This is a genomic window from Brevundimonas sp. FG8, assembly GCF_057808845.1.
The window spans coordinates 86,806-108,658 of the sequence record NZ_JBMDIU010000008.1 but is presented as its reverse complement, the minus strand read 5'-3'; the positions used below and the strand labels follow the sequence as shown (position 1 = coordinate 108,658).

Below are 21,853 nucleotides of genomic sequence, written 5' to 3'. Positions count from 1 at the left end.
CATCCGGCGCCAGTGCGTGCTTCACGCGCACTGGCGTTTCGGCGTTCGGGCCTGTATGAGGCGCGCGCCTTCCCTGCAATTACGCCCTGTCCAGCGGCCCGAACCGTTCCGGCCGCCCATTCGCGATACTCAAATGAATCTGCGCAACGTCGCCATCATCGCCCACGTTGACCACGGCAAGACGACCCTGGTTGACCAACTGCTCGCTCAATCGGGCGTGTTCCGAGCCAACGAAGCGACGACCGAGCGCGCGATGGACTCCAATGACCAGGAAAAAGAGCGCGGCATCACCATTCTGGCCAAGGCCACCTCGGTGCTGTGGAACGGCAAGGCCGGCGAGACCCGCATCAACATCATCGACACCCCCGGCCACGCCGACTTCGGCGGCGAAGTCGAGCGCATCCTGGGCATGGTGGACGGCTGCGTCATCCTGGTGGACGCCGAAGAGGGCGTCATGCCCCAGACCAAATTCGTGCTGACCAAGGCGCTGAAGATGGGCCTGCGTCCCATCCTCTGCATCAACAAGGTCGACCGCGCCCACGCTGACCCGGACCGCGTTCACCTGGAAACCATCGAGCTGTTCGAGGCCATCGGCGCCACGCCAGAGCAACTGGACTTCCCGCACATCTACGCCTCGGGCCGCAACGGCTGGGCGACGCTGGACCTGAACGAGAAGTCGGACACCCTGGCCCCGCTGTTCGACCTGATCGTCGAGCACGTGCCGCCGCCCGCCGTGCAGGCCAACAAGGACCAGCCGTTCCGCATCCTGAACGTGCTGATCGAGTCCGATCCGTTCCTGGGCCGCATCCTGACCGGCCGCATCGAGAGCGGCAAAGCCATTCCGGGCATGCCGATCAAGGCGCTGGACCGCGACGGCAAGCAGATCGAACAGGGCCGTATCACCAAGGTTCTGGCCTTCCGCGGCCTGAAGCGTCAGGCGCTGGACGAAGGGTCGGAAGCAGGCGACATCGTCGCCATCGCCGGCATGTCCAAGGCCACCGTGGCCGACACCCTGTGCGCGCTGGAAGTCACCGAGCCGCTGGACGCCCAGCCGATCGACCCGCCGACCATCTCGATGACCGTCGGCGTGAACGACAGCCCGCTGGCCGGTCGCGAAGGCGACAAGGTCCAGTCGCGCGTCATCCGTGACCGCCTGCTGAAGGAAGCCGAGGCCAACGTCGCCATCCGCGTGACCGAGACGCCGGGCGCCGACGCCTATGAAGTCGCCGGTCGCGGCGAACTGCAACTGGGCGTGCTGATCGAGAACATGCGCCGCGAGGGCTTCGAGGTGTCGATCAGCCGTCCGCGCGTGGTCTATCAGACCGGCGAGAACGGCGAGCGTCTGGAGCCCATCGAGGACGTGGTCATCGACGTGGATGACGAGTTCACCGGCGTGGTCATCGAGAAGCTGTCGACCCGCAAGGCCGAACTGAAGGACATGGGCCCGTCGGGCGCCGGCAAGACCCGTATCCAGCTGGCCTGCCCGTCGCGTTCGCTGATCGGCTATCAGGGCGAGTTCCTGACCGACACCCGCGGCTCGGGCGTGCTGAACCGCGTGTTCAGCCACTACGAGCCCTACAAGGGCGCGATCGAGGGCCGCCTGAAGGGCGTGCTGGTGTCGAACTCGGATGGTGAAACGGCGGCCTACGCCCTGTGGAACCTCGAAGAGCGCGGCGTGATGTTCGTCGGCGCCGGCGAGAAGACCTATCAGGGCATGATCATCGGCGAGAACTCGCGGTCGGACGACCTGGACGTCAACCCGATCAAGGGCAAACAACTGACCAACGTCCGCGCCTCGGGCAAGGACGAGGCCGTGCGCCTGACCCCGCCGCGTCGTCCGTCGCTGGAACAGGCCATCGCCTACATCGAAAGCGACGAACTGGTGGAAGTGACGCCGAAGTCGATCCGCCTGCGCAAGTCGGTGCTGAACCCCAGCTTCCGCAAGCGTCGCGTGAAGGAAGACTAGGCTGCGTCGGCGATAGCCGGAGCTTCAGAAGGGCGGGCCGCAGGGCTCGCCCTTTTTGCATTCAGGCCCAGCATGCCGGTCCAGCCGCCGCTGGTCAGCAGGGCGACGTCCAGCAGGGCGAGAGCCAGCGGGGTCGAGGTCGGGGCGGCGATGAAGCAGGGCCGCCAGTCGGGCGCGAACTTGGCCTTCCAGGCGCGCAGGCCCGCGAAGCCATACAGGGCGCCGCCCTCCTCGAACACAAGGGCGCCGACGCGGGCGAAGACGGGGGCCAGACGACGGTTCTCGAGGCCCGCCAGGGGCGCGCGGCCGAGGTCGAGCCAGCGGTACTCGGCCTCCTTCGCCCATTCGATGGCGCGGATGAACAGATAGTCCATGACGCCGGGGGGCGCATCGGGGGTGAAGCGCATCAGGTCCACCGCCAGCCGGTCGCCGCCGGGCATCAGATTGGCGAAGGCGATGATCCGTCCTTCCTGCCGCACGACAGCGACCGGGGTGAGCGTCAGATAGGCCGGATCGAAACGGCCCAGCGAAAACCCCTTCTCGACCCCGATGTGGTGGGTCAGCCAGACATCGGACACGGCCTTCAGCTGGTCCATGACGTCCGCGGCGCCGCCGGGCGGGAGCATCTCGAAGTTCGCCCCCTCGCGTTCGCAGCGATTGACGGCGGTGCGCAGGTTCTGGCGCGACTTGCCCTGAAGGGTGAAGGCGTGGGTGTCGACCAGGGCCTCCTCGCCGATCTTGCGGACCGCGAGGCCAAGGGTGGCGAGGTCGGCCAGCGCGCTTTCCTCGACCGCATAGAAGACCGGAACGCCGCCGTAGCTGTCGGCCAGCTCGGCGAAGGCCCAGAGCAGGGGCAGACGCTCCTCCTGCGGGCCGACAGGCTCTCCCATGGTGATCCAGCGGCGACCGATGACGCGATAGGCCAGGAAGGTCCGGCCCGAGGGGCTGAACATCAGGGCCTTGTCGCGCAGCATGGCCAGCCAGCCGTCCGGCATCACGCCCTCCCCGGCGTGCAGCACCGTCAGGGCGCGCTGGATATCGGCGTCGTCGGCGGGGCCGTGGCTGCGGGCGCCCGGGGCGGAGATCAGGGACCGTCCGGCGACAATGACGGCCAGCAGGGCGAGAACGGCGCCGACGCGCAGGAAGCCCGACACCTCACGGTCGATCAGCAGGCTCCACCACAGGTCATCGGAATAGGCCACATCGCGATAGGCGAAGAAGCCGAGCCAGAGCATGCCCGCCACCACGGTCAAGACCAGCATCAGCCACGAGGGCGACAGGGTCTCGAACACCCGCGAGCGACGGTCGAACGCCGCGCGGCAGGGGGCCAGAAGCGCGGCGAGCAACAGCACTTGCGCTGCCTCTTCCCAATCCAGTCCCTTGAGCAGCGAGAAGAAGGCCGCGACGAGCAGGACCACGATGGCGGCCAGCCAGGCGCCCCGCCGACGACGCCAGAGCCCCGCCGACAGCAGCAGCAGGAGGAATCCGGAGATACTGGCCCCGAAGTGGGACAGTTCAATCAGAATCGGCGGCAGGACGGCGCGGATATGATCCAGCCGGTCCTCATAGGCGGGCGTCACGCCGGAAGTCAGCAGCAGGGCGGCCGCGCCGACGCACAGCGCGGCGAAGATCTGGGGTGACACCTCGAACAGCAGGGCCATGGCCCTGCCGATCAGTCTGCTCGCCCGCGCGCCGTTTACCTTGAACATGGCGCAGATAGACCCGAAGTCGGCCAATCACGGCAAGCCCAAGGTCATTTTCGGGCAGCTGAAACAAACAGAAACAGGCCGTGTTGGGACCGGGCGAGCAATCTTGCCCGCCCAGATTGAAAGCTGACATCATGCGAAAGACCGCGCTCCTCACCGGCGTCGCCGGCCTGTTCCTCATGACCGCTCCGGCGATCGCCCAGGACGGCACGGCGCCGTAACAAGACCCGTCCGCCCCTCCCGCCTCTGCCCAGCCCCGCTCGCTTGAGCTTCAGCCCGGGTCGCCCGTGGTCGGCTCGGACGGCTTGCCCCTCGGCGTTCTTGAAGGCGTCCGCAACGGGCCTTCCGGACAGGAGCTTACTGTCCGCGGTTCCGACGGCGTGCTTCGCGGCGTTCCGACGTCCGGCGGTCTTGAGCCGCAGGCCAACGGCGTGAAGGTCGGCTGGACGGCGAGTCAGTTCTCCGCCGCGCCCGCGATCGCCGCCGCGCCCGAGCCGTCCGCGCCCCCGGCGCCAGAGCCCATGCCGGAGCCTGCTCCGACGCCGGCCCCTTCGGAACCGACCTCGCCGCCGGAGGCCTCGCCTCCGACCACCGCGCCGGAACCCCGGACAGCGGGCGAACCCACGCCATCGCCGGAGCCCGCGCCGGGCGAAGGCCAGAGCCCTCCCGGCGCCTGATCGACATGACGCAACAGAAAGGGCGGCTCCTCGCGGAGCCGCCCTTTTTTCAGGCCCGACTGATCATCAGGCCTTTCGCTTGAACAGTCCCAGCAGGAACAGCAGCAGGATGGCGCCCAGGGTGGCGACGAGGGTCGAACCGATCCAGCCGCCCCACGAGAAGCCCAGGGCGTTGGCGATGAAACCGCCGAGGATGGCGCCCAGGATACCCACGATCAGATTGGTCAGCAGGCCGTGGTTGCGGCCCATGATCTGTTCGGCCAGCCAGCCCGCTATGATGCCGACGATAATCCAGAAGATGATGGTCATTTCAGCCTTCTCCAAAAAGCAACGCTCGGGCCGGAAACGCCTCGGTCGAGGTCGGGTTGCCTCCACTGGGCAGAACCGCGATTTTCCGTAATCCCCAAGGACGCGAGCGCGGCATGTCCCTTGCCGCGTGAAAGGCGAGCCGTCCCGCTTCGGGACAGGCGATCCATCAAGGGACCCGGGCCATGGCTTCGGACATCGATCTTCACCTCGGACGTCGGCTGCGTCGCCGCCGTCGCCTGCTGGGCCTGACCCAGCAGCAGCTGGCCATCCAGGTCGGCATCCGCTTCCAGCAGATCCAGAAGTACGAATGCGGCGCCAACCGCATCTCGGCCGCCCGCCTGTGGCAGCTGGCCGAAGCGCTGGAATCGCCGGTGAGCTATTTCTACGACGGGCTGGAAGAGGCCATCGAGCGCCGCGAGGCCGCCAGCCAGGGCGGCGAGATGTTTTCCCGCAAGGAAACGCTCGACCTGATCCAGGCCTACTATCAGCTCGACGAGAAGCCGCGCCGACGCCTGCTGGATCTGGCCAAGTCGCTGCACACGGACGGCTCGCCCGCTTGATGCTTGCCCTAGCGCACGCGACACGGTCGCGTGCTGTGAGGGCGAGGGTTTCCGGACGCGCGTTGCACCGCGTGTCTGATCGGCGGCCCATCCGCGCATTGCACGGCGTCGGAGGGTGACATGACGGCGGGGCGTGAGTATCCCGCCTGTCATGACCGAACATGAGCGCTTCATCGTTGAGCTGGCGAACGCGGCGGCGACCGTCACCCTGCCCTTCTTCCGTTCGGACATCGGACATGAGGACAAGGGCGGCAAGGCGGGCTTCGACCCGGTCACCGAGGCCGACAAACAGGCCGAGGCCGCGATCCGCAAGCTGATCGCCGAACGCTATCCCGACCACGGCGTGATCGGCGAGGAATACGGCGAGGACCGGCCGGACGCCGAGTTCGTCTGGGTGCTGGACCCTATTGATGGAACAAGAGCGTTCATCTCGGGCCTGCCCCTGTGGACGACGCTGATCGCCCTGCGGGTGCAGGGGAGACCGAGCGTGGGCGTGATCGCCCAGCCCTATCTGGACGAGATCTTCCTGGGCGGACCATCCGGCGCGCGCCTGATACGCGGCGGTCAGGAGACCCCGCTGAAGACGCGGTCCTGCGAAAAGCTGACCGAGGCGACGATCTCGACCACCGATCCGAACATCTTCAACGGCGCCGAACTGGGCGCCTGGACGCAGGTGCGGGCGGCGGCGCGACTGGCCCGGCTGGGCTGCGACGCCTACGCCTATGCGATGGTGGCGGCCGGAAAGATGGATCTGGTCGCCGAGACCAGCCTGAAACCCTGGGACTGGTCCGCCCTCGTGCCCGTCATCGAGGCGGCAGGCGGCAAGGTGGTCAACTGGCGCGGCGGCGCGCCCGATGACGCCGGACAGGTGCTGGCCGTAGGCGACGAACGCCTGATCGAACAGGCGCTGGTGACTCTGAAGCGGGCAGCGGTTTAGGCCGAGGGCCGTCGGTGGAGGCGGCGCCCGGCTAGTGATTGGCGGTTAGTGATTAGTGGTTCGATGCCGCGAAAGGCGGTTGTCGCCCTGACGCAGGCCGACCAGCGGCCACCCACGAATCACTAACCGCCAATCACTAGCCGGGCTCAGGCCGCCGAAGGTTCCGTGCCCTGTGGGAAGCCCACGTCAGCGGCCGGTTCAGCGGCGGCGGGTTCGGCCGCCGCGGTCGGGCTGAGATCCTCGACCGGCGAGACATAGGCGGCCATGGCGTCGAATTCCTCGAGGAAGACCGCGCGCTTGTCGTCGGTCTCCATGATGACTTCATGCTTGGCGCCGGGGACCTCGACGTAGCGACCACGGCCCAGACGGCGAGCCGCCCACTTGTTGGTCTGCTTCCAGACGCGATCATCCTCGCCCGATTGCACCACGGCGACAGGGATGCGGACGGCCTTCAGAGCCTTGGGCTTCAGCGCGCGTTCGCCGACGTCCAGCCCGAAAGCGAGCCAGCCCCAGGTCGGACCGCCGACCGCCAGATGCGGGCAGGCGTACAGTTGCTGCCGCCACTGCTCGTAGCGGGTCTCGTCGGACGTCAGGGCGTCCTTCTCGAAGGTGTGGTCGAAGGGATCGTCGGCGTCGTCGAGGACATAGTCGCCCGCCTTGCCGTGACGCAGGTTCCAGCGCACCGCCAGCTTGACCGACCACATCGACCGTTTGCCGGTCCGGATGCGCAGCATCGGGCTGGACAGGATCGCGCCGGAGAAGCGGCTTTCACCGTTCTCGAGCGTCATAAGGTTCAGGGCGCCGCCCATCGAATGGCCGACCATGACCCACGGCTTGGGCGCGCGGGCCTCGAAAGCGTCGAGCAGGCGGGCGTAGTCGTCCAGGAATTCCTCGACCGCGCGGGCGTGCCCTTTCAGCCGGTCCGGCAGCAGGCGGGCCGACAGACCCTGCCCCCGCCAGTCATGGGCCAGAACGCACCAACCCCGCGCCAGGAAGTTGCCGATGACCTCAAAATACTTCTCGATCGGCTCGGTGCGGCCGGGGCTGAGCACCACGGTGCCGCGCGGCTTGCGGGCCACCAGAGCCGAGGGCGTCCAGAAGGCGGCGCGCAGACGCAGACCGCCCGCGCCGCGGAACCACTCTCCCTCGCCGCCGGGAGGCGAGGAAGCGCCCGGAACGCCCATCAGGGGCGCATTGGCGGCATAGGCGGCGGCTCGGTTCACTCAGGCTTCCTGAATTTCAAGGTCATGCGGTCGCTTTCCCCGATCTCTTCATACTTCGTTCGATCAAAGCTCGGGTCCGGCGGAGAACCACGCGCCGCGGTCAGGCGCAGCGGCGGCAAGGTGTCCACTCCAAAGGGATGATCCTTGGTATCCCTTTCATTCGCGTTGATTTCCGACGCAGCGACGAAGGCGAAGCCCGCTTCGGCGGCCAGTTGTCTGACGAACGCTTCCTGCACGTATCCGTTCGCGGCGACCGGGTCCTGGTCCTCCTCGGGACCGAGACGGTGTTGCTCGACACCCAGAATGCCGCCGGGACGCAGGGCCGCCCAGGCGTCGGCGAAGGCCTTTTCGGCGATGCCCGCGGCCATCCAGGCATGGATGCTGCGCATGAACAGAACCAGATCGGCGGTTCCGGCGGGGGCCACCGGTCCGGAGGTCGGGCCGAAGCTGGTCAGCTCGATCTCGCCATACAGTTTGCGATCGTTGGCGAACCGCTGCTGGAAGGCGCCCATGAGCTGGACCTGCGCCGGATCCGCGCCCGGTCCGGTCTGATAGCCGGCGGCGATATAGTGACCGGCGCCCTCGGCGAGATAGGGGGCCAGAATCTCTGTGTACCAGCCACTGCCGGGCCAGAAATCGACCACGGTCATGCGCGGCTGAAGGCCGAAGAAACGCAGGGTCTCCATCGGATGGCGGGCGCCGTCACGCCAGCGGTCCTGGGCGCGCCAGGGACCGGCCACGGCCCACTCCAGCGAGCCCTTGGGCGGACCGTTGGGGGTTTCCGGCGGCTCGGCGGTCTGTTCCTTCTTCCCGCAGGCGGCCAGACCGACGAGGGCCGAGGCCGCAACGCCGGACAATACGCCCCGGCGAGACAGCAACGGTCGCAAACCCTCGGTGATCTTCGTCATGCACGGCCCCCGCGGAGCGGTCGGACCGCCACCGGAGCGGAGGGCTTAACCTTGTTCCCGCGCAGGGTCAAAACCGGGATCGGAAGCGGCACCTGCTTACTCCGGCTTGCGGAATCGCAGGGTCATGCGGTCGCTCTCGCCGATCGCGTCGAAGCGAGCGCGCTCCTCCTCCGTCAGGGGCGTGGGGCGATCATTGGCGTTGCCCTCGCGCGGCGCGCTCACCCGCGTCGGCGGCAGGGTCCAGACGCCGAAGGGGTGATTGTGGTCATCGGCCGGATTGGCGTTCAGTTCGCTTCGCCCCTCCAGCACGAAGCCCGCGGCCTGGGCGGCGTGGATCACATAGCTTTCGGAGACATAGCCGGTCGGGGCGGTCTGGTCGGCGTTCAGGCCTTCGGCGCCGCGATGCTGCTCGATGGCCAGAACGCCGCCCGGCTTCAGCGCCTTGAAGAAGGCCGCCATATAGGGCGCGGTGCGACCGGCGCGGTGCCAGTTATGCAGGGCGCGGGCGACCACGATCATGTCCGCCGATCCGTCCTCGACCCCCATGCCCTCCAGCGGGCGATTGACCCCGACATAGCGGCCACCGGTCGCGGCCGCATAGGGCTCGAGGATGTTTCGCCACCATCCGGCGCGGCCGGGCTCGATCTCCACCACCGTCAGGCCGGGACGCAGGCCCCAGAACGTCAGGGTCTCGAAGGGATGGCGGGCGGCGTCACGGGCGCGATCGGCCTCGGGACGGGTCGGGGACGCGACGGCGGCCTGCAGGGCGGCGTCTTCCTGAAGTTCGGGCGGAAGCATGGCGGCGCGGCGGGCCGAACGTTGGGACGGGCTTTCATCCAGAGACGGGAGCGTCGGCAGCGCCTGGGCCATGGCGGCGGTCGGGACAAGGAAAGCGCTGGTCGCGGCCAGAAGGGTAAGTCGCATCGGGGAGCCCCGCTTCATTTGAAGGAGGCGCGACCCTGACGGCGGAGTGCGGCAGGGGCAAGATGCATCACGTCCTGCGCGACACGATCACGCGCTCTTGACGTCGAAACGCGGCTTCCCATCTGACTTTCCGAGGCCGCCGATGTCGGGGCCTCCGGAGCGCGCGGGGCCGATCACGGGCCGCACGAGCCGAACTCCCATCCTCGGTCCGGGCAACAAACCGCAGGACCGACAACCTTGCTGATCCTCAGGAGGATGACACATGCGTACCTATGATTTCTCGCCGCTCTACCGTTCGGCCGTCGGCTTCGACCGTCTGGCCAGTCTGCTGGAAAGCGCCGCGCGCACCAGCCAGGAGAACGGTTGGCCGCCCTACAACATCGAGACCACCGGCGAGAACGCCTATCGCATCGAGATCGCCGTCGCTGGCTTCACGCCTGACGAGCTGAACATCGAGGTGAAGGAGAACCTGCTCACCGTGACCGGTCGCAAGACCGCCAATGACGATGCGGGCGCCGAGCGCAACTTCCTGCACCGCGGTCTGGCCGAGCGCGATTTCGAGCGCCGGTTCCAGTTGGCCGATTATGTGGTCGTGAAGACCGCCGACCTGGCGAACGGCCTGCTGTCCATCGAGCTGGCCCGTGAACTGCCGGAAGCGCTGAAGCCCCGCCGTATCGAGATCGGCGGCGGTTCGAAGCTGATCGAAGACAAGAAGACCAAGGCGGCGTAAGCGTCGTCAGACCAGAAGCCGAACCCTGAAGGTTGGCCGAACCCGGCCTCAAGCAGCCGACAGGCGCCAGGCCAAAAGAAGAGAGGGGCGGCGCGATGCGTCGCCCCTTTTTCTATGCCTGAAGCGCCGCGTCCAGGCCCTTGGCGCCGAAGGTGGCGGCGCCGCGAAGCTCGGCCTGGCGCAGGCTGGCGCCGTGCAGGATCGCCCGATTCAGAGCGGCGTCGGTCAGGTTGGCGCGCTTCATGTCCGCGCCCGAGAGGTCCGCGCCCTTGAGGCTGGCGCCGGTCAGGTCGGCGGACATCAGGCGGTCGGCGGCGATCATCAAGGGCCCGAGCTGGGCCTCGCGCAGGTCCGAGCCGTCGAGACGGGACCGGGCCAGACGGGCGCCGCGCAGATCGGCGCCGCGCAGGTTGACCGAGCGCAGGTCGGCGCCTTCCAGATGCGCGCCCTGAAGCTGCACTCCGCCCATGTCGAGGCCGTAGAAAACAGCGCCCTTGGCCGACAGGGCCGTCAGATTGTAGCCGCGGATGGACTTCAGCGCCCGCAGGTCGACGCCGTCGAAGACGGACGGCTGGCCCGAGGCGCCGCCGGTCTCGCACCACTGGGCATGTTCGGACAGCATCTCGGCGGCGGGCATCTTGCCCACCGGCTCACCGGCGGACCGGTTGTCCGTCAGGGCGCCGGCCATATCGGCGCCGTCGGTGCGCCACATGGCGGATTTCACCCCGACCAGTACGGCGTCACGCAGGTCGGCGCCCGTCAGGTCCGCGCCGGACAGGTCGGCGCCGGCGAGGTTCGCGCCCTTGAAGCTGGCCTGTTTCAGGTTGGCGCGGACCAGTTTGCAGTCCTTCATCACCGCGTCCGAAAAGTCGGCGGCCACAGCGATGACGCCGGTCAGCTTGGAGCGCTCCAGATTTGCGCCCGCCAGACAGGCCCCCTGGGCCGTGGTGTCGCGAATGGAGCGGGCCTCGACCACCCGGAAGCCGAGCCGGGAGTCCGCCGCGGCGATGGTGCCTTCGCGCAGGTCCGCCTCGAACAGGTCCGCGCCGGTCAGGTCCGCGCCGCGCAGGCAGGCGCCGCGCAGATCGGCCCGTCGCATGCTGGCGTCCCGGAAGACGGCGTCCTGCATGTCGGCCCCGAAGAAGGTCGCGTTATCGAGCCGCGCGCCGGTCAGGTCGCAGTCGATCAGGCAAGCGGCGGCGAAATCGGCGTCGGCCAGATTGCGCCCGGCCAGAGACAGGCCCGTCAGGTCCATCCAGGCGAAGACCGCGCGGGCGCCCCCCGGCTTGGCCTGCCACAGACGGTCGTGCCGGACGCAGATGGCGTCCAGTTCCTGTTGCGTCAGCCGCTTTCTGGCGGCCGGGGTTTGGGCATTACTTCCCGACATTGCCCCGGATTGGCACAGGCGACTTAAAAAAACGTGTGTTTCTAATGCCCTGTCGTGAGCTAGCTGGTCAGCAGGCCCTGTTCGCGCAGGGCTTCGGCCAGCTCGCCGGGGCCGACCCACAGACGGGTGTAACCGGCCTCGCCCAGTCGCTTGAGTTCGGTCGACAGGTCCGCGCGCGACGAGGCGGCGAAGCGGGCGTCGAAGCCCTCGCCGGTCTCGCTGATGCGAACCATGGGGCGGCCGGTCTCGACCCGGTGCAGATAGCCTTCGTACAGGACGGCGGCCTCCTGCGAGAGCAGGCCGGTTTCGACCTCCAGCCCGGCCTTGGTCAGCCGCTCGACGCCCCGGCCCGAGGCGAAGGGCGAGGGATCGACAGCGGCCACGACCACGCGGGTCACGCCCGCGTCCATCAGGAAGTGCGAGCAGGAGGTGCGGCCCGACGAGCGGGCGCCGCAGGGCTCCATGGTCACATAGGCGGTCGCGCCCTTCGCCTTCTCGCCCGCCGCGGGGACCGCCTGTTCCTCGGCATGGGGGCGGCCGCCGGGGGCCGTGGCGGCCTCGGACACGACCTCGCCGTCCTTGACGATCACGCAGCCGACCGCCGGGTTCGGCCAGGTCTGGCCCATCCGCGCCCTGGCGAGCGCGATGGCCCGGCCCATGAAACGGATGTCGTCGGAGGCCTGCTGAGCGGTGGTCATGGCTCAGGCTCCGGCGATCGGCGGCAGCGGGGTGGCTCGGCTGTCGTCCAGATAGCGGGCGGCGGTCGGGGTCAGCGACGCGTCCAGATCGATCTCCAGCGGGTTGCCGGTCGGGATCTCGACGCCGACGATCTGATCGTCGGGCACGTTGAACAGGTGCTTGACGATAGCCCGCAGCGAATTGCCGTGGGCGGCGATCAGCACGTCCTCGCCGGCCCTGAGGCGCGGGGCGATGTCGGCGTCCCAGTAGGGCAGGACGCGATCCAGCGTGGTCTTCAGGCTCTCGGTGTCCGGAATGGCCTTGCCGGCGTAGCGCGGGTCCGTGGTGAAGTCCCACTCGCCGCCCGGCGCCAGCGGGGGCGGCGGAATGTCATAGCTGCGGCGCCAGATCTTCACCTGATCCTCGCCGTGTTTGGCGGCGGTCTCGGCCTTGTCCAGCCCGGTCAGGCCGCCGTAGTGGCGCTCGTTCAGACGCCAGTCCTCGACTACCGGGACATCCTTCAGACCCGCCGAATTCAGCGCCAGGGCGCCGGTGCGTTTGGCCCGACGCAGGACCGAGGTGAACATGACGGCAGGCTTGAAACCGGCTTCCGCGATCAGTTCGCCGCCGCAACGCGCCTGCGCCTCGCCCTCGGCGGTCAGGTCCACATCGACCCAGCCGGTGAAGCGGTTTTCGAGGTTCCACTGGCTCTGGCCATGGCGCAGCAGGATCAGGCGGGGCATGCGGGTCTCCGAAAGTCTGTGCATCGGGGGTAGGCCGGGGGTTGAAAGGGGTCAAGCTCTGGACCGTCCACGATGGTTCGCACCCATCACGACGTTCGCGCGTTGTTGCGGCGCCCGAGCCGCCGGGGCTATCAAGGCGCACCTTCGCCGGGACCGCATCGGTCCGGCAAAACAGGACATTCCATGCTGAAGCCCCGCGCCGACCTTCGTCCCAACACCGCCGAGTACGAGATCACCCCTCTGGTGAAGGCGACCGGCTTCCGCGAGTACGACGCGCGCTGGGTGCTGGAGAAGGAAATCAACCTGCTGGGCATCCAGGCGCTGGGCCTGGGTCTGGCCACCTATATCCACGAGATCGGCCAGACGCCGAAGATCGTCGTGGGCCACGACTTCCGCAGCTATTCCCTGTCGGTGAAACAGGCGTTGACCCTGGGCCTGCTGGAAGGCGGGATGGAGGTGCTGGACATCGGCCTGGCCCTGTCGCCCACGGCCTATTTCGCCCAGTTCGAACTGGGTGCGCCCTGCGTGGCCATGGTCACCGCCAGCCACAACGAGAACGGCTGGACCGGCGTGAAGATGGGCGCCAATCCCCCGCTGACCTTCGGCCCCGACGAGATCGGCCGCCTGAAGGAGATCGTGCTCGAAAATCAGGGCGTGGCGCGCGCCGGCGGGACCCTGACCCGCATCGACGGCTTCCGCGAGAAATACATCGCCGACATCGTCTCGAAGGTGAAGCTGACCCGTCCGATCAAGGTGGTGGCGGCCTGCGGCAACGGCACGGCCGGCGCCTTCGCCCCCGAAGCCCTGCGCCGGATGGGCGCCGAGGTGATCGAGATGGACACGGACCTCGACTACACCTTCCCCAAATACAATCCGAACCCGGAAGATCACGCCATGCTGGTGCAGATGGCGGCCAGGGTGAAGGAAACCGGCGCCGATCTGGCGCTGGGCTTCGACGGCGACGGCGACCGCTGCGGCGTGGTGGACAACACCGGCGAGGAGATCTTCGCCGACAAGATCGGCCTGATGCTGGGCCGCGACCTGTCGGCCCTGCATCCGAACGCGACCTTCGTGGTCGATGTGAAGTCGACGGGCCTCTACAAGACCGATGAGGTGCTGAAGGCCAACGGGGCCGAGACCGTCTACTGGAAGACGGGTCACAGCTACATCAAGCGCAAGACGGCCGAGCTGGGCGCGCTGGCGGGCTTCGAGAAGTCCGGCCACTTCTTCTTCAACGCCCCGCTGGGCCACGGCTATGACGACGGCATCGTGGCCGCGGGCGCCGTTCTGGCCATGCTGGACCGCAATCCGGGCAAGAGCCTGTCGGAGCTGAAACAGGCCCTGCCGGACGCCTGGACCAGCCTGACCATGTCGCCGCACTGTGACGACGAGCTGAAGTACGGCGTGCTCGAGCGGATCGTGGCCGAGTACAAGGCGCTGGCCGATGCGGGCGGGGAAATCCTGGGCCGCAAGATCGTGGAAGCCATCACCGTCAACGGCGTGCGCGTGCACCTTGAGGACGGCAGCTGGGTTCTGGTCCGCGCATCGTCCAACAAGCCGGAACTGGTGGTGGTGGTCGAGAGCATGCGGTCGGAAGACGACATGCGCGCCCTGTTCCGCGACGAGGTGAAGCCTCGTCTGGCGAAGTACGAGGAGATCGGCGCCTACAATCAGGAGATTTGATCTCCTGATTTGACCCCCCTCCCGGCGCGGTCCAGAACCCGATCAAAAGGGGGCGTCGTGACCGGGAACATCCAGCATGTCGTGATCGTGGGCGGAGGCTACTCCGGCGCCATGCTGGCCGCGCGACTGGCCGAGAGCGGGATCGCCTCGACCGTCATCGACCGGGGCGGAGACTTCGGGCTGGGCGTCGCCTATTCCACGCCGTTCGACGGCCACCTGCTGAACGTGCGGGCCAACCGGATGACGGCGGTGGAGGGGCGTCCGGACGACTTCGTCGACTGGCTGGCGGCGAACCACCCGGACCGCGCCGATCCCGAAAGCTTCGCGCCCCGGCGGCTGTATGGCCTCTATGTGCAGGACCGGCTGAAGGCCGTGGACGCCGCCCATCCGGGCCTGATCACCCGCATCACCGGCGAAGCCGCGGCGGTCGAAGGGACCACCGTGAGACTGGCTGACGGCCAGGTCATCGCGGGCGACGCCGTGGTTCTGGCCACCGGTAACCCGGCGCCGAAGACGGCGGCCGATGAGGCCGGAAGCCGGGTCATCTCCGACGGCTGGGCGCCCGGCGCGCTGGACCGGATCGGCGAGACGGATGATGTGATCGTGGTCGGCACCGGCCTGACCATGGTGGACATGGTGCTGTGGCTGGAGGCGCGCGGCTGGCGCGGCCGGGCGAAGACCCTGTCGCGCCGGGGCCTGACGCCACGCGGCCACGAGGCCCGGCCTGACACGCCCGTGCCGCCCACGGACGAACTGCTGCGTGCGGCGCCGTCGAAGCGACTGCACGAGGCTCGGCGGCTGGCGAAGGAGACGACCTGGCGCGGGGTGATGGAAGGCCTGCGCCCGATCACCGCCGACCTGTGGCGTGACGCCGACACCGCGACCCGCGCGCGACTGGTGCGCCACCTGCGTCCCTGGTGGGACGTGCATCGCCACCGCATCGCCGACAGCATCGCCGCCGCCCTGAGCGCGCTGGAGACGGCGGGCCGCCTGACCGTCGCGGCCGGGCGCGTGTCGAAGATCGAGCAGGACGCCGAGGGCGTGACCCTGACCTGGAAGCCCCGGAGCGGCCCGGCGCAACCCCCGCTGACGGCGCGTTGGCTGATCGACTGCACCGGACCGGGGCATGACCCGGCGAAGGACGCGCTGACCGGACCGCTGCTGGCCTCGGGCCGGGCGCGGCTGGACGCCCTTCGGCTGGGACTGGACCTTGACGCGGAGGGTCGGGTGCTGGCCGCCGACGGCACGCCGGACCCGCGCCTGCTGGTGCTGGGCCCGCCCGCCCGCGCCGCCTTCTGGGAAACCATCGCCGTGCCCGACATCCGCAAGCGGATCGAGGCTGTGGTGAAGACGCTGACGGAAACGCCCGTATGAAACGCCTGATCGCCCTCCTGCCCCTGCTGGCCCTGACGGGTTGCGATCTGCCGGTGATGACCGCGCCGACGGCGACGCCCATGGCGGTCGAGAGCTGCATCCTGCCGACCCGCCTGCCCGCGCCGCACATGGAGGCGGTGAAGCCGGAGGATGTGGTCGCCGACCGGCCGATCCTGTTCCACATGCTGGCGGTGACCTGGATGCCCGAGACCTGCCGCAACGGCGGGGACGGTCAGGGGGATATGGCCTGTTCCGGGCCCAATAAGTTCGGCTGGACCCTGCACGGCCTGTGGCCGAACTCGGATGGGCGGCCCTATCCGCGCTACTGCCGGGCGGCGACGCGGGTGTCCGACGCCACCATACGCGCCGAACTGTGCCGGACGCCGTCGGTCGATCTGGTCCAGCATGAGTGGGCCGCGCACGGCACCTGCGGCTGGGACACGCCGGAAGCCTACTTCGCCCAGTCGGCGCAGATGTATGACAGCCTGGCGCGCCCCATGCCGCGCGAAGGAATGACCGCCGGCCAGCTGCGCGACGCCTTCGCCGCCGCCAACCCGGGCCTGCCGCGCGACAGCGTCTACATCGCCACCACGGACCGGGTGCGGCTGCGTGAGGTGCGCATCTGCAACGACCTGTCCTTCAACCCGCGTTCCTGCCCCGGCGGCGAGGTGGGCGCGCCGGACGCCACCGTGCTGACGGTGGAACCGGTGCGGCCTTAACCCGCCGCCTTCACCGCCGCCGAGACATCAGCGACCACCGCCTTCACCAGCGTCTCGTTATCGCCCTCGGCCATGACGCGGATCAGTTTTTCGGTGCCGGACGGGCGGACCAACAGTCGGCCCTGACCGTTCAGGCGGGCCTCTGCGTCGGCGATGGCGGCTTTGACCGTGGCGTCTTCGAGCGGCTTGCCGCCGGTGAAGCGGACGTTCTCCAGCAGTTGCGGGACCGGCTCGAACTGGCGGGCCAGTTCGCTCATCGGGCGGCCGCTCTCGACCAGAACGGCCAGCACCTGAAGCGCCGACATCAGGCCGTCGCCGGTGGTGGCGTGGTCGTGCAGGATGATGTGGCCCGACTGTTCACCGCCCACGTTGAAGCCGCCCTCGCGCATCCGCTCCATGACGTAGCGATCGCCGACCTTGGTGCGTTCCAGCGTCAGGCCCTCGGCGTTCAGCGCGCGCTCGAGCCCGAGATTGGACATGACGGTGGCGACCAGTCCGCCGCCGGTCAGCAGGCCGCGACGGGCCCAGTCCAGCGCGACCAGCGCCATGATCTGGTCGCCGTCGACGATCTGGCCCTTCTCGTCGCAGATGATGACGCGGTCGGCGTCGCCGTCCAGAGCGATGCCGATGTCGGCGCCGTGCGCCTTGACCGCCTCGACAAGGGTTTGCGGATAGGTGGAGCCGCAGTTCTCGTTGATGTTCAGGCCGTTGGGCTCGACGCCCACGGCGATGACCTCGGCGCCCAGTTCATACAGGGTGGTCGGCGCGACCTTGTATCCGGCGCCGTTGGCGCAATCGACGGCGATACGCAGCCCTTGCAGGCTGAGCCCCTTGGGGAAGCTGGCCTTGGCGATCTCGACGTAGCGGGCCTGGCTGTCGTCGATCCGCTTCACCCGGCCGATGCGGTCGGCGTCGGCCAGACCGGCGCCGAGATCCTCGTCCATCATCGATTCGATCTTCAGCTCGACCTGATCCGACAGCTTGTAACCGTCCGGGCCGAACAGCTTGATGCCGTTGTCGAGGTAGGCGTTGTGCGAGGCCGAGATCATCACGCCGATATCGGCGCGCATCGAACGGGTCATCATGGCCACGCCCGGCGTCGGCAGGGGACCGAAGGTGCGCACGTCCATGCCCGCCGCAGAGAAGCCCGCCACCAGCGCCGGCTCGATCATATAGCCCGACAGGCGGGTGTCCTTGCCGATCACCACCAGATGGCGCCGGTCATCGGACGACATAAACATCCGTCCCGCCGCGAGGCCTACGCGCAGGGCCACTTCGGGCGTCATCGGGTGGGTGTTGGCGCGTCCGCGAATGCCGTCGGTGCCGAAGTAGCGTCGTTCAGCCAAGTCCAGTCTTCCGTGCTTGCGATACGCCGTAACCTTGCGAAACCGCTTTTCAGGTGCAAATCCACGTTGTCGTCGCCTACATCGGCGCTGACAGACAAGGGTCGGCTTAGACCCTCCCGCGCCGAGGTGCAAAGCGCGGACTCCTGATTGAGCTGAGGACTTCTCCCATGTGCGGCATCATTGGCGTGACCGGAACCGGTCCGGCGGTTCCCCGTCTGATCGACAGCCTGAAGCGGCTGGAATACCGCGGCTATGACTCCGCCGGGGTGGCCGCGCTGGTCGACGGCAAGATCGAGCGCCGCCGGGCCAAGGGCAAGATCCGGGAGCTGGAGGCCGTGCTGGCCGCCGAGCCCCTGACCGCGACCATCGGCATCGGCCACACCCGCTGGGCCACCCACGGCGCGCCGACGACGGCCAACGCCCACCCGCACAAGGCGGGCCGGGTGACGCTGGTGCACAACGGCATCATCGAGAATTTCGCCGAGCTGAAGGCCGAGCTGGTCTCCGAAGGGCACGCCTTCGAAAGCCAGACCGACACCGAGGTGGTCGCCCACCTGCTGGACAGCGAGCTGGCCAAGACCAATGACCCGCTGGTCGCCTTCAAGACCGTGCTGGATCGCCTGACCGGCGCCTATGCGCTGGCGGTGCTGATCGAGGGCGAGGACGGCCTGATCCTGGGCGCCCGTCGCGGCAGCCCGCTGGTCGTCGGCTGGGGCGAGGGCGAGATGTATCTGGGCTCGGACGCGCTGGCGGTCGGCCCCTTCACCACCAAGATCAGCTATCTGGAGGAAGGCGATTTCGTCGCCATCGACCGGAACGGCGCACGCATGTTCGACGCCTCGGGCAAGGCGGTGGATCGCGCCATCGTGCAGGTCTCGGCCTCGTCCGCGCTGGTCGAGAAGGGCGAATACCGGCACTTCATGGAGAAGGAAATCCATGAGCAGCCGGACAGCGTCCAGCACACCCTCAGCCACTACCTCGACTTCGTGAACGGCAAGGCCAAGGTCGACGAGATCGACTTCGCCGCCGTGGATCGGATCCAGATCGTCGCCTGCGGCACCGCCTTCTACGCCGGCCAGATCGGCCGCTACGCGTTCGAGAAGCTGGCGGGCCTGCCCTGCGACGTCGAGATCGCCTCGGAGTTCCGCTATCGTCACCCGGCCCTGACCAAGGGCACGCTGGCGGTCGCCGTCAGCCAGTCGGGCGAGACCGCCGACACTCTGGCAAGCCTGACCTGGTGCAAGGCGCAGGGGCTGAAGACGGCGGCTCTGGTCAACGTCCACTCCTCCTCGATGGCGCGCGAGGCCGCGACCCTGTGGCCGACCCACGCCGGACCGGAAATCGGCGTCGCCTCGACCAAGGCCTTCACCGCCCAGGTCGCCGCCCTGCTGGCTCTGGCCGTCTCGGCGGGCGTACAGCGCGGCCGCATCGACCCGGCGACCGAGGCCGAACTGGTCAAGGCCCTGTTCGAGGCTCCGCGCCTGATCGCCGAATCCATGGGCATGGAAGCGGCCCTGAAGGAGGTCGCGCTGGACCTGTCGAAGGCGACGGACGTGCTGTTCCTCGGTCGCGGCTCGATGTTCCCGCTGGCCATGGAAGGCGCGCTGAAGCTGAAGGAGATCAGCTACATCCACGCCGAGGGCTATGCCGCCGGCGAGCTGAAGCACGGGCCGATCGCGCTGGTGGACGAGAAGACCCCTATCGTGGCCCTGGCCCCGCTGGACGAGGTGTTCGAGAAGACGGCCTCCAACCTTCAGGAGGTCGCGGCGCGGGGCGGCCCGGTCATCATGATCGCGCCGAAGACGGCCCCCGATCCGCACGGCGCCGGCATCCGCCGGGTGGACGCGCCGGAGTGCCATTCGCTGATCGCGCCGCTGATCTACGCCATCCCGGTGCAGCTGCTGGCCTATTACACCGCCGTCCAGAAGGGCACCGACGTGGACCAGCCGCGCAATCTGGCGAAGTCCGTCACGGTCGAATGATCGCTTCTTTGATGAAATGCGTTAGGGTCCCCGACCCTTCTGTTCAGGACTGTTCATGACCGCCCATTCTCGCCGCCTGCGCAAGGCCGTGCTGCCCGTCGCGGGCCTCGGCACCCGCGTCCTGCCCGGCACCAAGACCACGCCCAAGGAACTGCTGAATGTCGTCGACCGGCCGATCCTGAGCTATATCGTCGAGGAAGCCCGCGAGGCGGGCATCGAGCACATCGTCTTCGTCACCGGGCGTTCGAAGGGCGCCATCGAGGACTATTTCGATCACCAGATCGAGCTCGAAGCCCAGCTGGCCGCCAAGGGCAAGACCGAGATTCTGGCGATGATGAACGCCGAACTGGCCAGCGCCGGCGAGATGAGCTTCACCCGCCAGATGCAGCCCAAGGGCCTCGGCCACGCCGTCTGGTGCGCCCGTGACATCATCGGCGACGAGCCGTTCGCGGTGATCCTGCCGGACGTGATCGTCGACGGTCAGCCCGGCGCGCTGAAGCAACTGGCCGACGTCTATGCCGAGGTCGGCGGCAACGTCATTGGTGTCGAACAGGTGCCGGAGAGCGAGACCCACAAGTACGGCATCGTCGATCCGGATGGCCGCGACGGAAACCGCATCCACATGCGCGGCATGGTCGAGAAGCCCGCCATGGGAACGGCTCCGTCAAACCTGTCGATCTCGGGTCGCTACATCCTGCAGCCGGAAATTTTCAACATTCTGGAGACGCAGGAACGCGGCGCGGGCGGCGAGATCCAGCTGACCGACGGCATGGCGAGGCTGATGACCGACCAGTCGTTCACGGCGGTCGAGTACGCGGGCGTCACCCACGATTGCGGCGACAAGATCGGCCTGCTGCGCGCCAACGTGGCGCTGGCGCTGAAGCGCGCCGACCTCGGCGAGGCGGCGCGCGCGGCTATCGCCGCGCTGCTTTAGGAGACGGGCGCGCCGGGCTCAGTGCGAGGGGCTGGGCGCGCGGACCGTGCCGCCGCGGATTTCGCAGATGTTTTCCTGCTGCGGGCGCCCGGACTGCTGGCCGGTCGGGGACAGGATGCCGCCGCGCTCCCGGCAGCTGTCCGCGAGTTGCTGCAACTCGGTATTGTAGCGATCCGCGCCCGGCGCGGTCGCGCAGGCCGTCAGGGCCAGACCGAGGACGACGGGAGTGAAGGCGATCAGCTTACGCATGGTGTTCTCCTGCTGTCAGGACAATGTCGGGGCCTGACTCCGGTTCCGCTCGACCGCCTCGACCAGACGATCAAGATCGGCGGGCGAGGACAGACGATGATCTCCCTCTGCGATCAGGTCCAGCGTGATATCGCCGCCCTGAAGACGTTCGGTGAGCTCGATCTGATGACGCCACGGAACGACATCGTCCTTCCGCCCCTGAAGAACATGGACCGGCGCGGTGATGTCGATGACGCCGTCCAGCAGCAGCCAGCTGCGGGCTTCCTCGAACATGTGGCGGGTCAGGACGTACTCGCCCAGCCCTTCCTCGGTGATCAGAGCCTCCCCGTCGCGAATAATGGCCTGACGGATGTGGTCGGCCAGTCCGGGCCACATCAGCCGCTCGGTGAAGTCCTGCGCCGGATTGACCAGCACCAGCCCCGCCACCCGTTCGGACCGGGCGAGAGCCGCCAGCAGGGCCACCCAGCCGCCCATGGACGAGCCGACCGGGATGACCGGCCCCTCAAGGCTGTCGATCAGGGCGACGGCGTCCTCCCGCCAACGGCCGATCGTGGCCTTGCGCCAATCGCCGGACGACACGCCGTGGGCGAAATGGTCGTAGCGGACATAGTTCCAGCCCCGCTCGCGCGCGGCGGCGTCCAGCGCCAGCGCCTTGGTTCCCTCCATGTCCGAGCGGAAGCCGCCGATCCAGATCACCGTCGGGCCGGTCCCGGTCACCCGCTTCAGGGCCAGGGTCTCGCCGTCGGGGCGGGCCAGGCGTTCCAGATCATCCATGGCGGTTCCTCTCGCGAAATCGTTCCGGGACTGATAGCGAACCC

The 21,853-nt window shown here is 68.3% G+C and carries 22 protein-coding genes; 10 read left to right on the top strand and 12 right to left on the bottom strand.

Annotated features, from left to right (window positions below):
- The first annotated feature begins 133 nt into the window (after positions 1 to 133).
- On the top strand, positions 134 to 1,966 hold the full coding sequence (gene typA / locus ACODRV_RS13610) for a translational GTPase TypA (protein ID WP_141625623.1): 1,833 nt from the start codon (positions 134 to 136) through the stop codon (positions 1,964 to 1,966).
- Here the strand turns inward: typA and ACODRV_RS13605 are convergent.
- Entirely contained in the window at positions 1,963 to 3,627 is a 1,665-nt protein-coding gene (locus ACODRV_RS13605; RefSeq protein WP_488908669.1) for a GNAT family N-acetyltransferase, read from the bottom strand. The two genes, typA and ACODRV_RS13605, sit on opposite strands and share 4 nt — an antisense overlap.
- Here ACODRV_RS13605 and ACODRV_RS13600 point away from each other — a divergent pair.
- Positions 3,626 to 3,802: a hypothetical protein gene (locus ACODRV_RS13600; protein ID WP_488908668.1), complete on the top strand. Its 177-nt coding sequence runs from the start codon at positions 3,626 to 3,628 to the stop codon at positions 3,800 to 3,802. The genes ACODRV_RS13605 and ACODRV_RS13600 overlap by 2 nt on opposite strands.
- A 324-nt stretch (positions 3,803 to 4,126) precedes the next feature.
- Here the strand turns inward: ACODRV_RS13600 and ACODRV_RS13595 are convergent, their stop codons facing one another.
- Both ACODRV_RS13595 and ACODRV_RS13590 read right to left on the bottom strand, forming a co-directional pair.
- Positions 4,127 to 4,363 carry a hypothetical protein gene (locus tag ACODRV_RS13595; protein ID WP_488908667.1) on the bottom strand — a complete coding sequence of 79 codons (237 nt, stop codon included), beginning with the start codon at positions 4,361 to 4,363 and terminating at the stop codon, positions 4,127 to 4,129.
- A 52-nt stretch (positions 4,364 to 4,415) separates the two neighbouring features.
- Positions 4,416 to 4,658 (bottom strand): GlsB/YeaQ/YmgE family stress response membrane protein, encoded by a 243-nt coding sequence (locus ACODRV_RS13590; RefSeq protein WP_141625621.1) that lies wholly within the window; start codon positions 4,656 to 4,658, stop codon positions 4,416 to 4,418.
- Between the two features lie 182 nt (positions 4,659 to 4,840).
- Between ACODRV_RS13590 and ACODRV_RS13585 the strand changes: the two genes are divergently transcribed.
- Positions 4,841 to 5,218: a helix-turn-helix domain-containing protein gene (locus ACODRV_RS13585; protein WP_141625620.1), complete on the top strand. Its 378-nt coding sequence runs from the start codon at positions 4,841 to 4,843 to the stop codon at positions 5,216 to 5,218.
- A gap of 151 nt (positions 5,219 to 5,369) precedes the next feature.
- Positions 5,370 to 6,155, top strand: coding sequence for a histidinol-phosphatase (gene hisN, locus ACODRV_RS13580; protein ID WP_488908666.1), 786 nt, complete (start codon positions 5,370 to 5,372; stop codon positions 6,153 to 6,155).
- 146 nt (positions 6,156 to 6,301) lie between these two features.
- Here the strand turns inward: hisN and ACODRV_RS13575 are convergent, their stop codons facing one another.
- The 3 genes from ACODRV_RS13575 to ACODRV_RS13565 all read right to left on the bottom strand — a co-directional run bounded on the left by ACODRV_RS13575 (position 6,302) and on the right by ACODRV_RS13565 (position 9,210).
- Positions 6,302 to 7,378 (bottom strand): alpha/beta fold hydrolase, encoded by a 1,077-nt coding sequence (locus ACODRV_RS13575; protein ID WP_141625619.1) that lies wholly within the window; start codon positions 7,376 to 7,378, stop codon positions 6,302 to 6,304.
- Positions 7,375 to 8,286 (bottom strand): class I SAM-dependent methyltransferase, encoded by a 912-nt coding sequence (locus ACODRV_RS13570; protein WP_141625618.1) that lies wholly within the window; start codon positions 8,284 to 8,286, stop codon positions 7,375 to 7,377. The genes ACODRV_RS13575 and ACODRV_RS13570 overlap by 4 nt, the downstream gene beginning before the upstream one ends.
- Positions 8,287 to 8,382: 96 nt before the next feature.
- A complete protein-coding gene (locus ACODRV_RS13565; protein WP_141625617.1) occupies positions 8,383 to 9,210 on the bottom strand; it encodes a class I SAM-dependent methyltransferase in 828 nt (275 codons plus the stop codon).
- Positions 9,211 to 9,472: 262 nt separating this feature from the next.
- On the opposite strand from ACODRV_RS13565, the gene ACODRV_RS13560 reads away from it, so the two are divergent.
- On the top strand, positions 9,473 to 9,940 hold the full coding sequence (locus ACODRV_RS13560) for an Hsp20 family protein (RefSeq protein ID WP_141625616.1): 468 nt from the start codon (positions 9,473 to 9,475) through the stop codon (positions 9,938 to 9,940).
- 112 nt (positions 9,941 to 10,052) lie between these two features.
- On the opposite strand, the gene ACODRV_RS13555 is transcribed toward ACODRV_RS13560, so the two are convergent.
- The 3 genes from ACODRV_RS13555 to gpmA are packed head-to-tail and all read right to left on the bottom strand — an operon-like array spanning position 10,053 to position 12,748.
- Complete coding sequence (locus ACODRV_RS13555) at positions 10,053 to 11,327, bottom strand: pentapeptide repeat-containing protein (protein ID WP_488908665.1); 1,275 nt, start codon at positions 11,325 to 11,327, stop codon at positions 10,053 to 10,055.
- A 59-nt stretch (positions 11,328 to 11,386) separates the two neighbouring features.
- Positions 11,387 to 12,025, bottom strand: a complete 639-nt coding sequence (gene ribD, locus ACODRV_RS13550; RefSeq protein WP_141625614.1) for a bifunctional diaminohydroxyphosphoribosylaminopyrimidine deaminase/5-amino-6-(5-phosphoribosylamino)uracil reductase RibD — start codon at positions 12,023 to 12,025, stop codon at positions 11,387 to 11,389.
- A gap of 3 nt (positions 12,026 to 12,028) precedes the next feature.
- Positions 12,029 to 12,748 (bottom strand): 2,3-diphosphoglycerate-dependent phosphoglycerate mutase, encoded by a 720-nt coding sequence (gene gpmA, locus ACODRV_RS13545; RefSeq protein WP_488908664.1) that lies wholly within the window; start codon positions 12,746 to 12,748, stop codon positions 12,029 to 12,031.
- A 183-nt stretch (positions 12,749 to 12,931) separates the two neighbouring features.
- Here gpmA and ACODRV_RS13540 point away from each other — a divergent pair, with 183 nt between their 5' ends.
- The 3 genes from ACODRV_RS13540 to ACODRV_RS13530 are packed head-to-tail and all read left to right on the top strand — an operon-like array spanning position 12,932 to position 16,524.
- The gene (locus ACODRV_RS13540; protein ID WP_488908663.1) at positions 12,932 to 14,431 is read left to right on the top strand and encodes a phosphomannomutase/phosphoglucomutase; all 1,500 of its coding nucleotides are present in this window, start codon (positions 12,932 to 12,934) and stop codon (positions 14,429 to 14,431) included.
- Positions 14,432 to 14,488: 57 nt separating this feature from the next.
- On the top strand, positions 14,489 to 15,805 hold the full coding sequence (locus ACODRV_RS13535; RefSeq protein WP_488908662.1) for an FAD/NAD(P)-binding protein: 1,317 nt from the start codon (positions 14,489 to 14,491) through the stop codon (positions 15,803 to 15,805).
- Positions 15,802 to 16,524: a ribonuclease T2 family protein gene (locus tag ACODRV_RS13530; protein WP_488908661.1), complete on the top strand. Its 723-nt coding sequence runs from the start codon at positions 15,802 to 15,804 to the stop codon at positions 16,522 to 16,524. The genes ACODRV_RS13535 and ACODRV_RS13530 overlap by 4 nt, the downstream gene beginning before the upstream one ends.
- On the opposite strand, the gene glmM is transcribed toward ACODRV_RS13530, so the two are convergent.
- Positions 16,521 to 17,870, bottom strand: a complete 1,350-nt coding sequence (gene glmM, locus ACODRV_RS13525; protein ID WP_488908660.1) for a phosphoglucosamine mutase — start codon at positions 17,868 to 17,870, stop codon at positions 16,521 to 16,523. The genes ACODRV_RS13530 and glmM overlap by 4 nt on opposite strands.
- 167 nt (positions 17,871 to 18,037) lie before the next feature.
- On the opposite strand from glmM, the gene glmS reads away from it, so the two are divergent.
- Entirely contained in the window at positions 18,038 to 19,852 is a 1,815-nt protein-coding gene (gene glmS / locus ACODRV_RS13520) for a glutamine--fructose-6-phosphate transaminase (isomerizing) (RefSeq protein ID WP_141625608.1), read from the top strand.
- A gap of 55 nt (positions 19,853 to 19,907) precedes the next feature.
- Positions 19,908 to 20,786 (top strand): UTP--glucose-1-phosphate uridylyltransferase GalU, encoded by an 879-nt coding sequence (gene galU, locus ACODRV_RS13515; protein ID WP_141625607.1) that lies wholly within the window; start codon positions 19,908 to 19,910, stop codon positions 20,784 to 20,786.
- A gap of 18 nt (positions 20,787 to 20,804) precedes the next feature.
- Here galU and ACODRV_RS13510 read toward each other — a convergent pair whose 3' ends face one another.
- Entirely contained in the window at positions 20,805 to 21,035 is a 231-nt protein-coding gene (locus tag ACODRV_RS13510) for a hypothetical protein (protein ID WP_488908659.1), read from the bottom strand.
- A gap of 15 nt (positions 21,036 to 21,050) precedes the next feature.
- A complete protein-coding gene (locus ACODRV_RS13505) occupies positions 21,051 to 21,809 on the bottom strand; it encodes an alpha/beta fold hydrolase (protein WP_488908658.1) in 759 nt (252 codons plus the stop codon).
- Between the last annotated feature and the right edge of the window lie 44 nt (positions 21,810 to 21,853).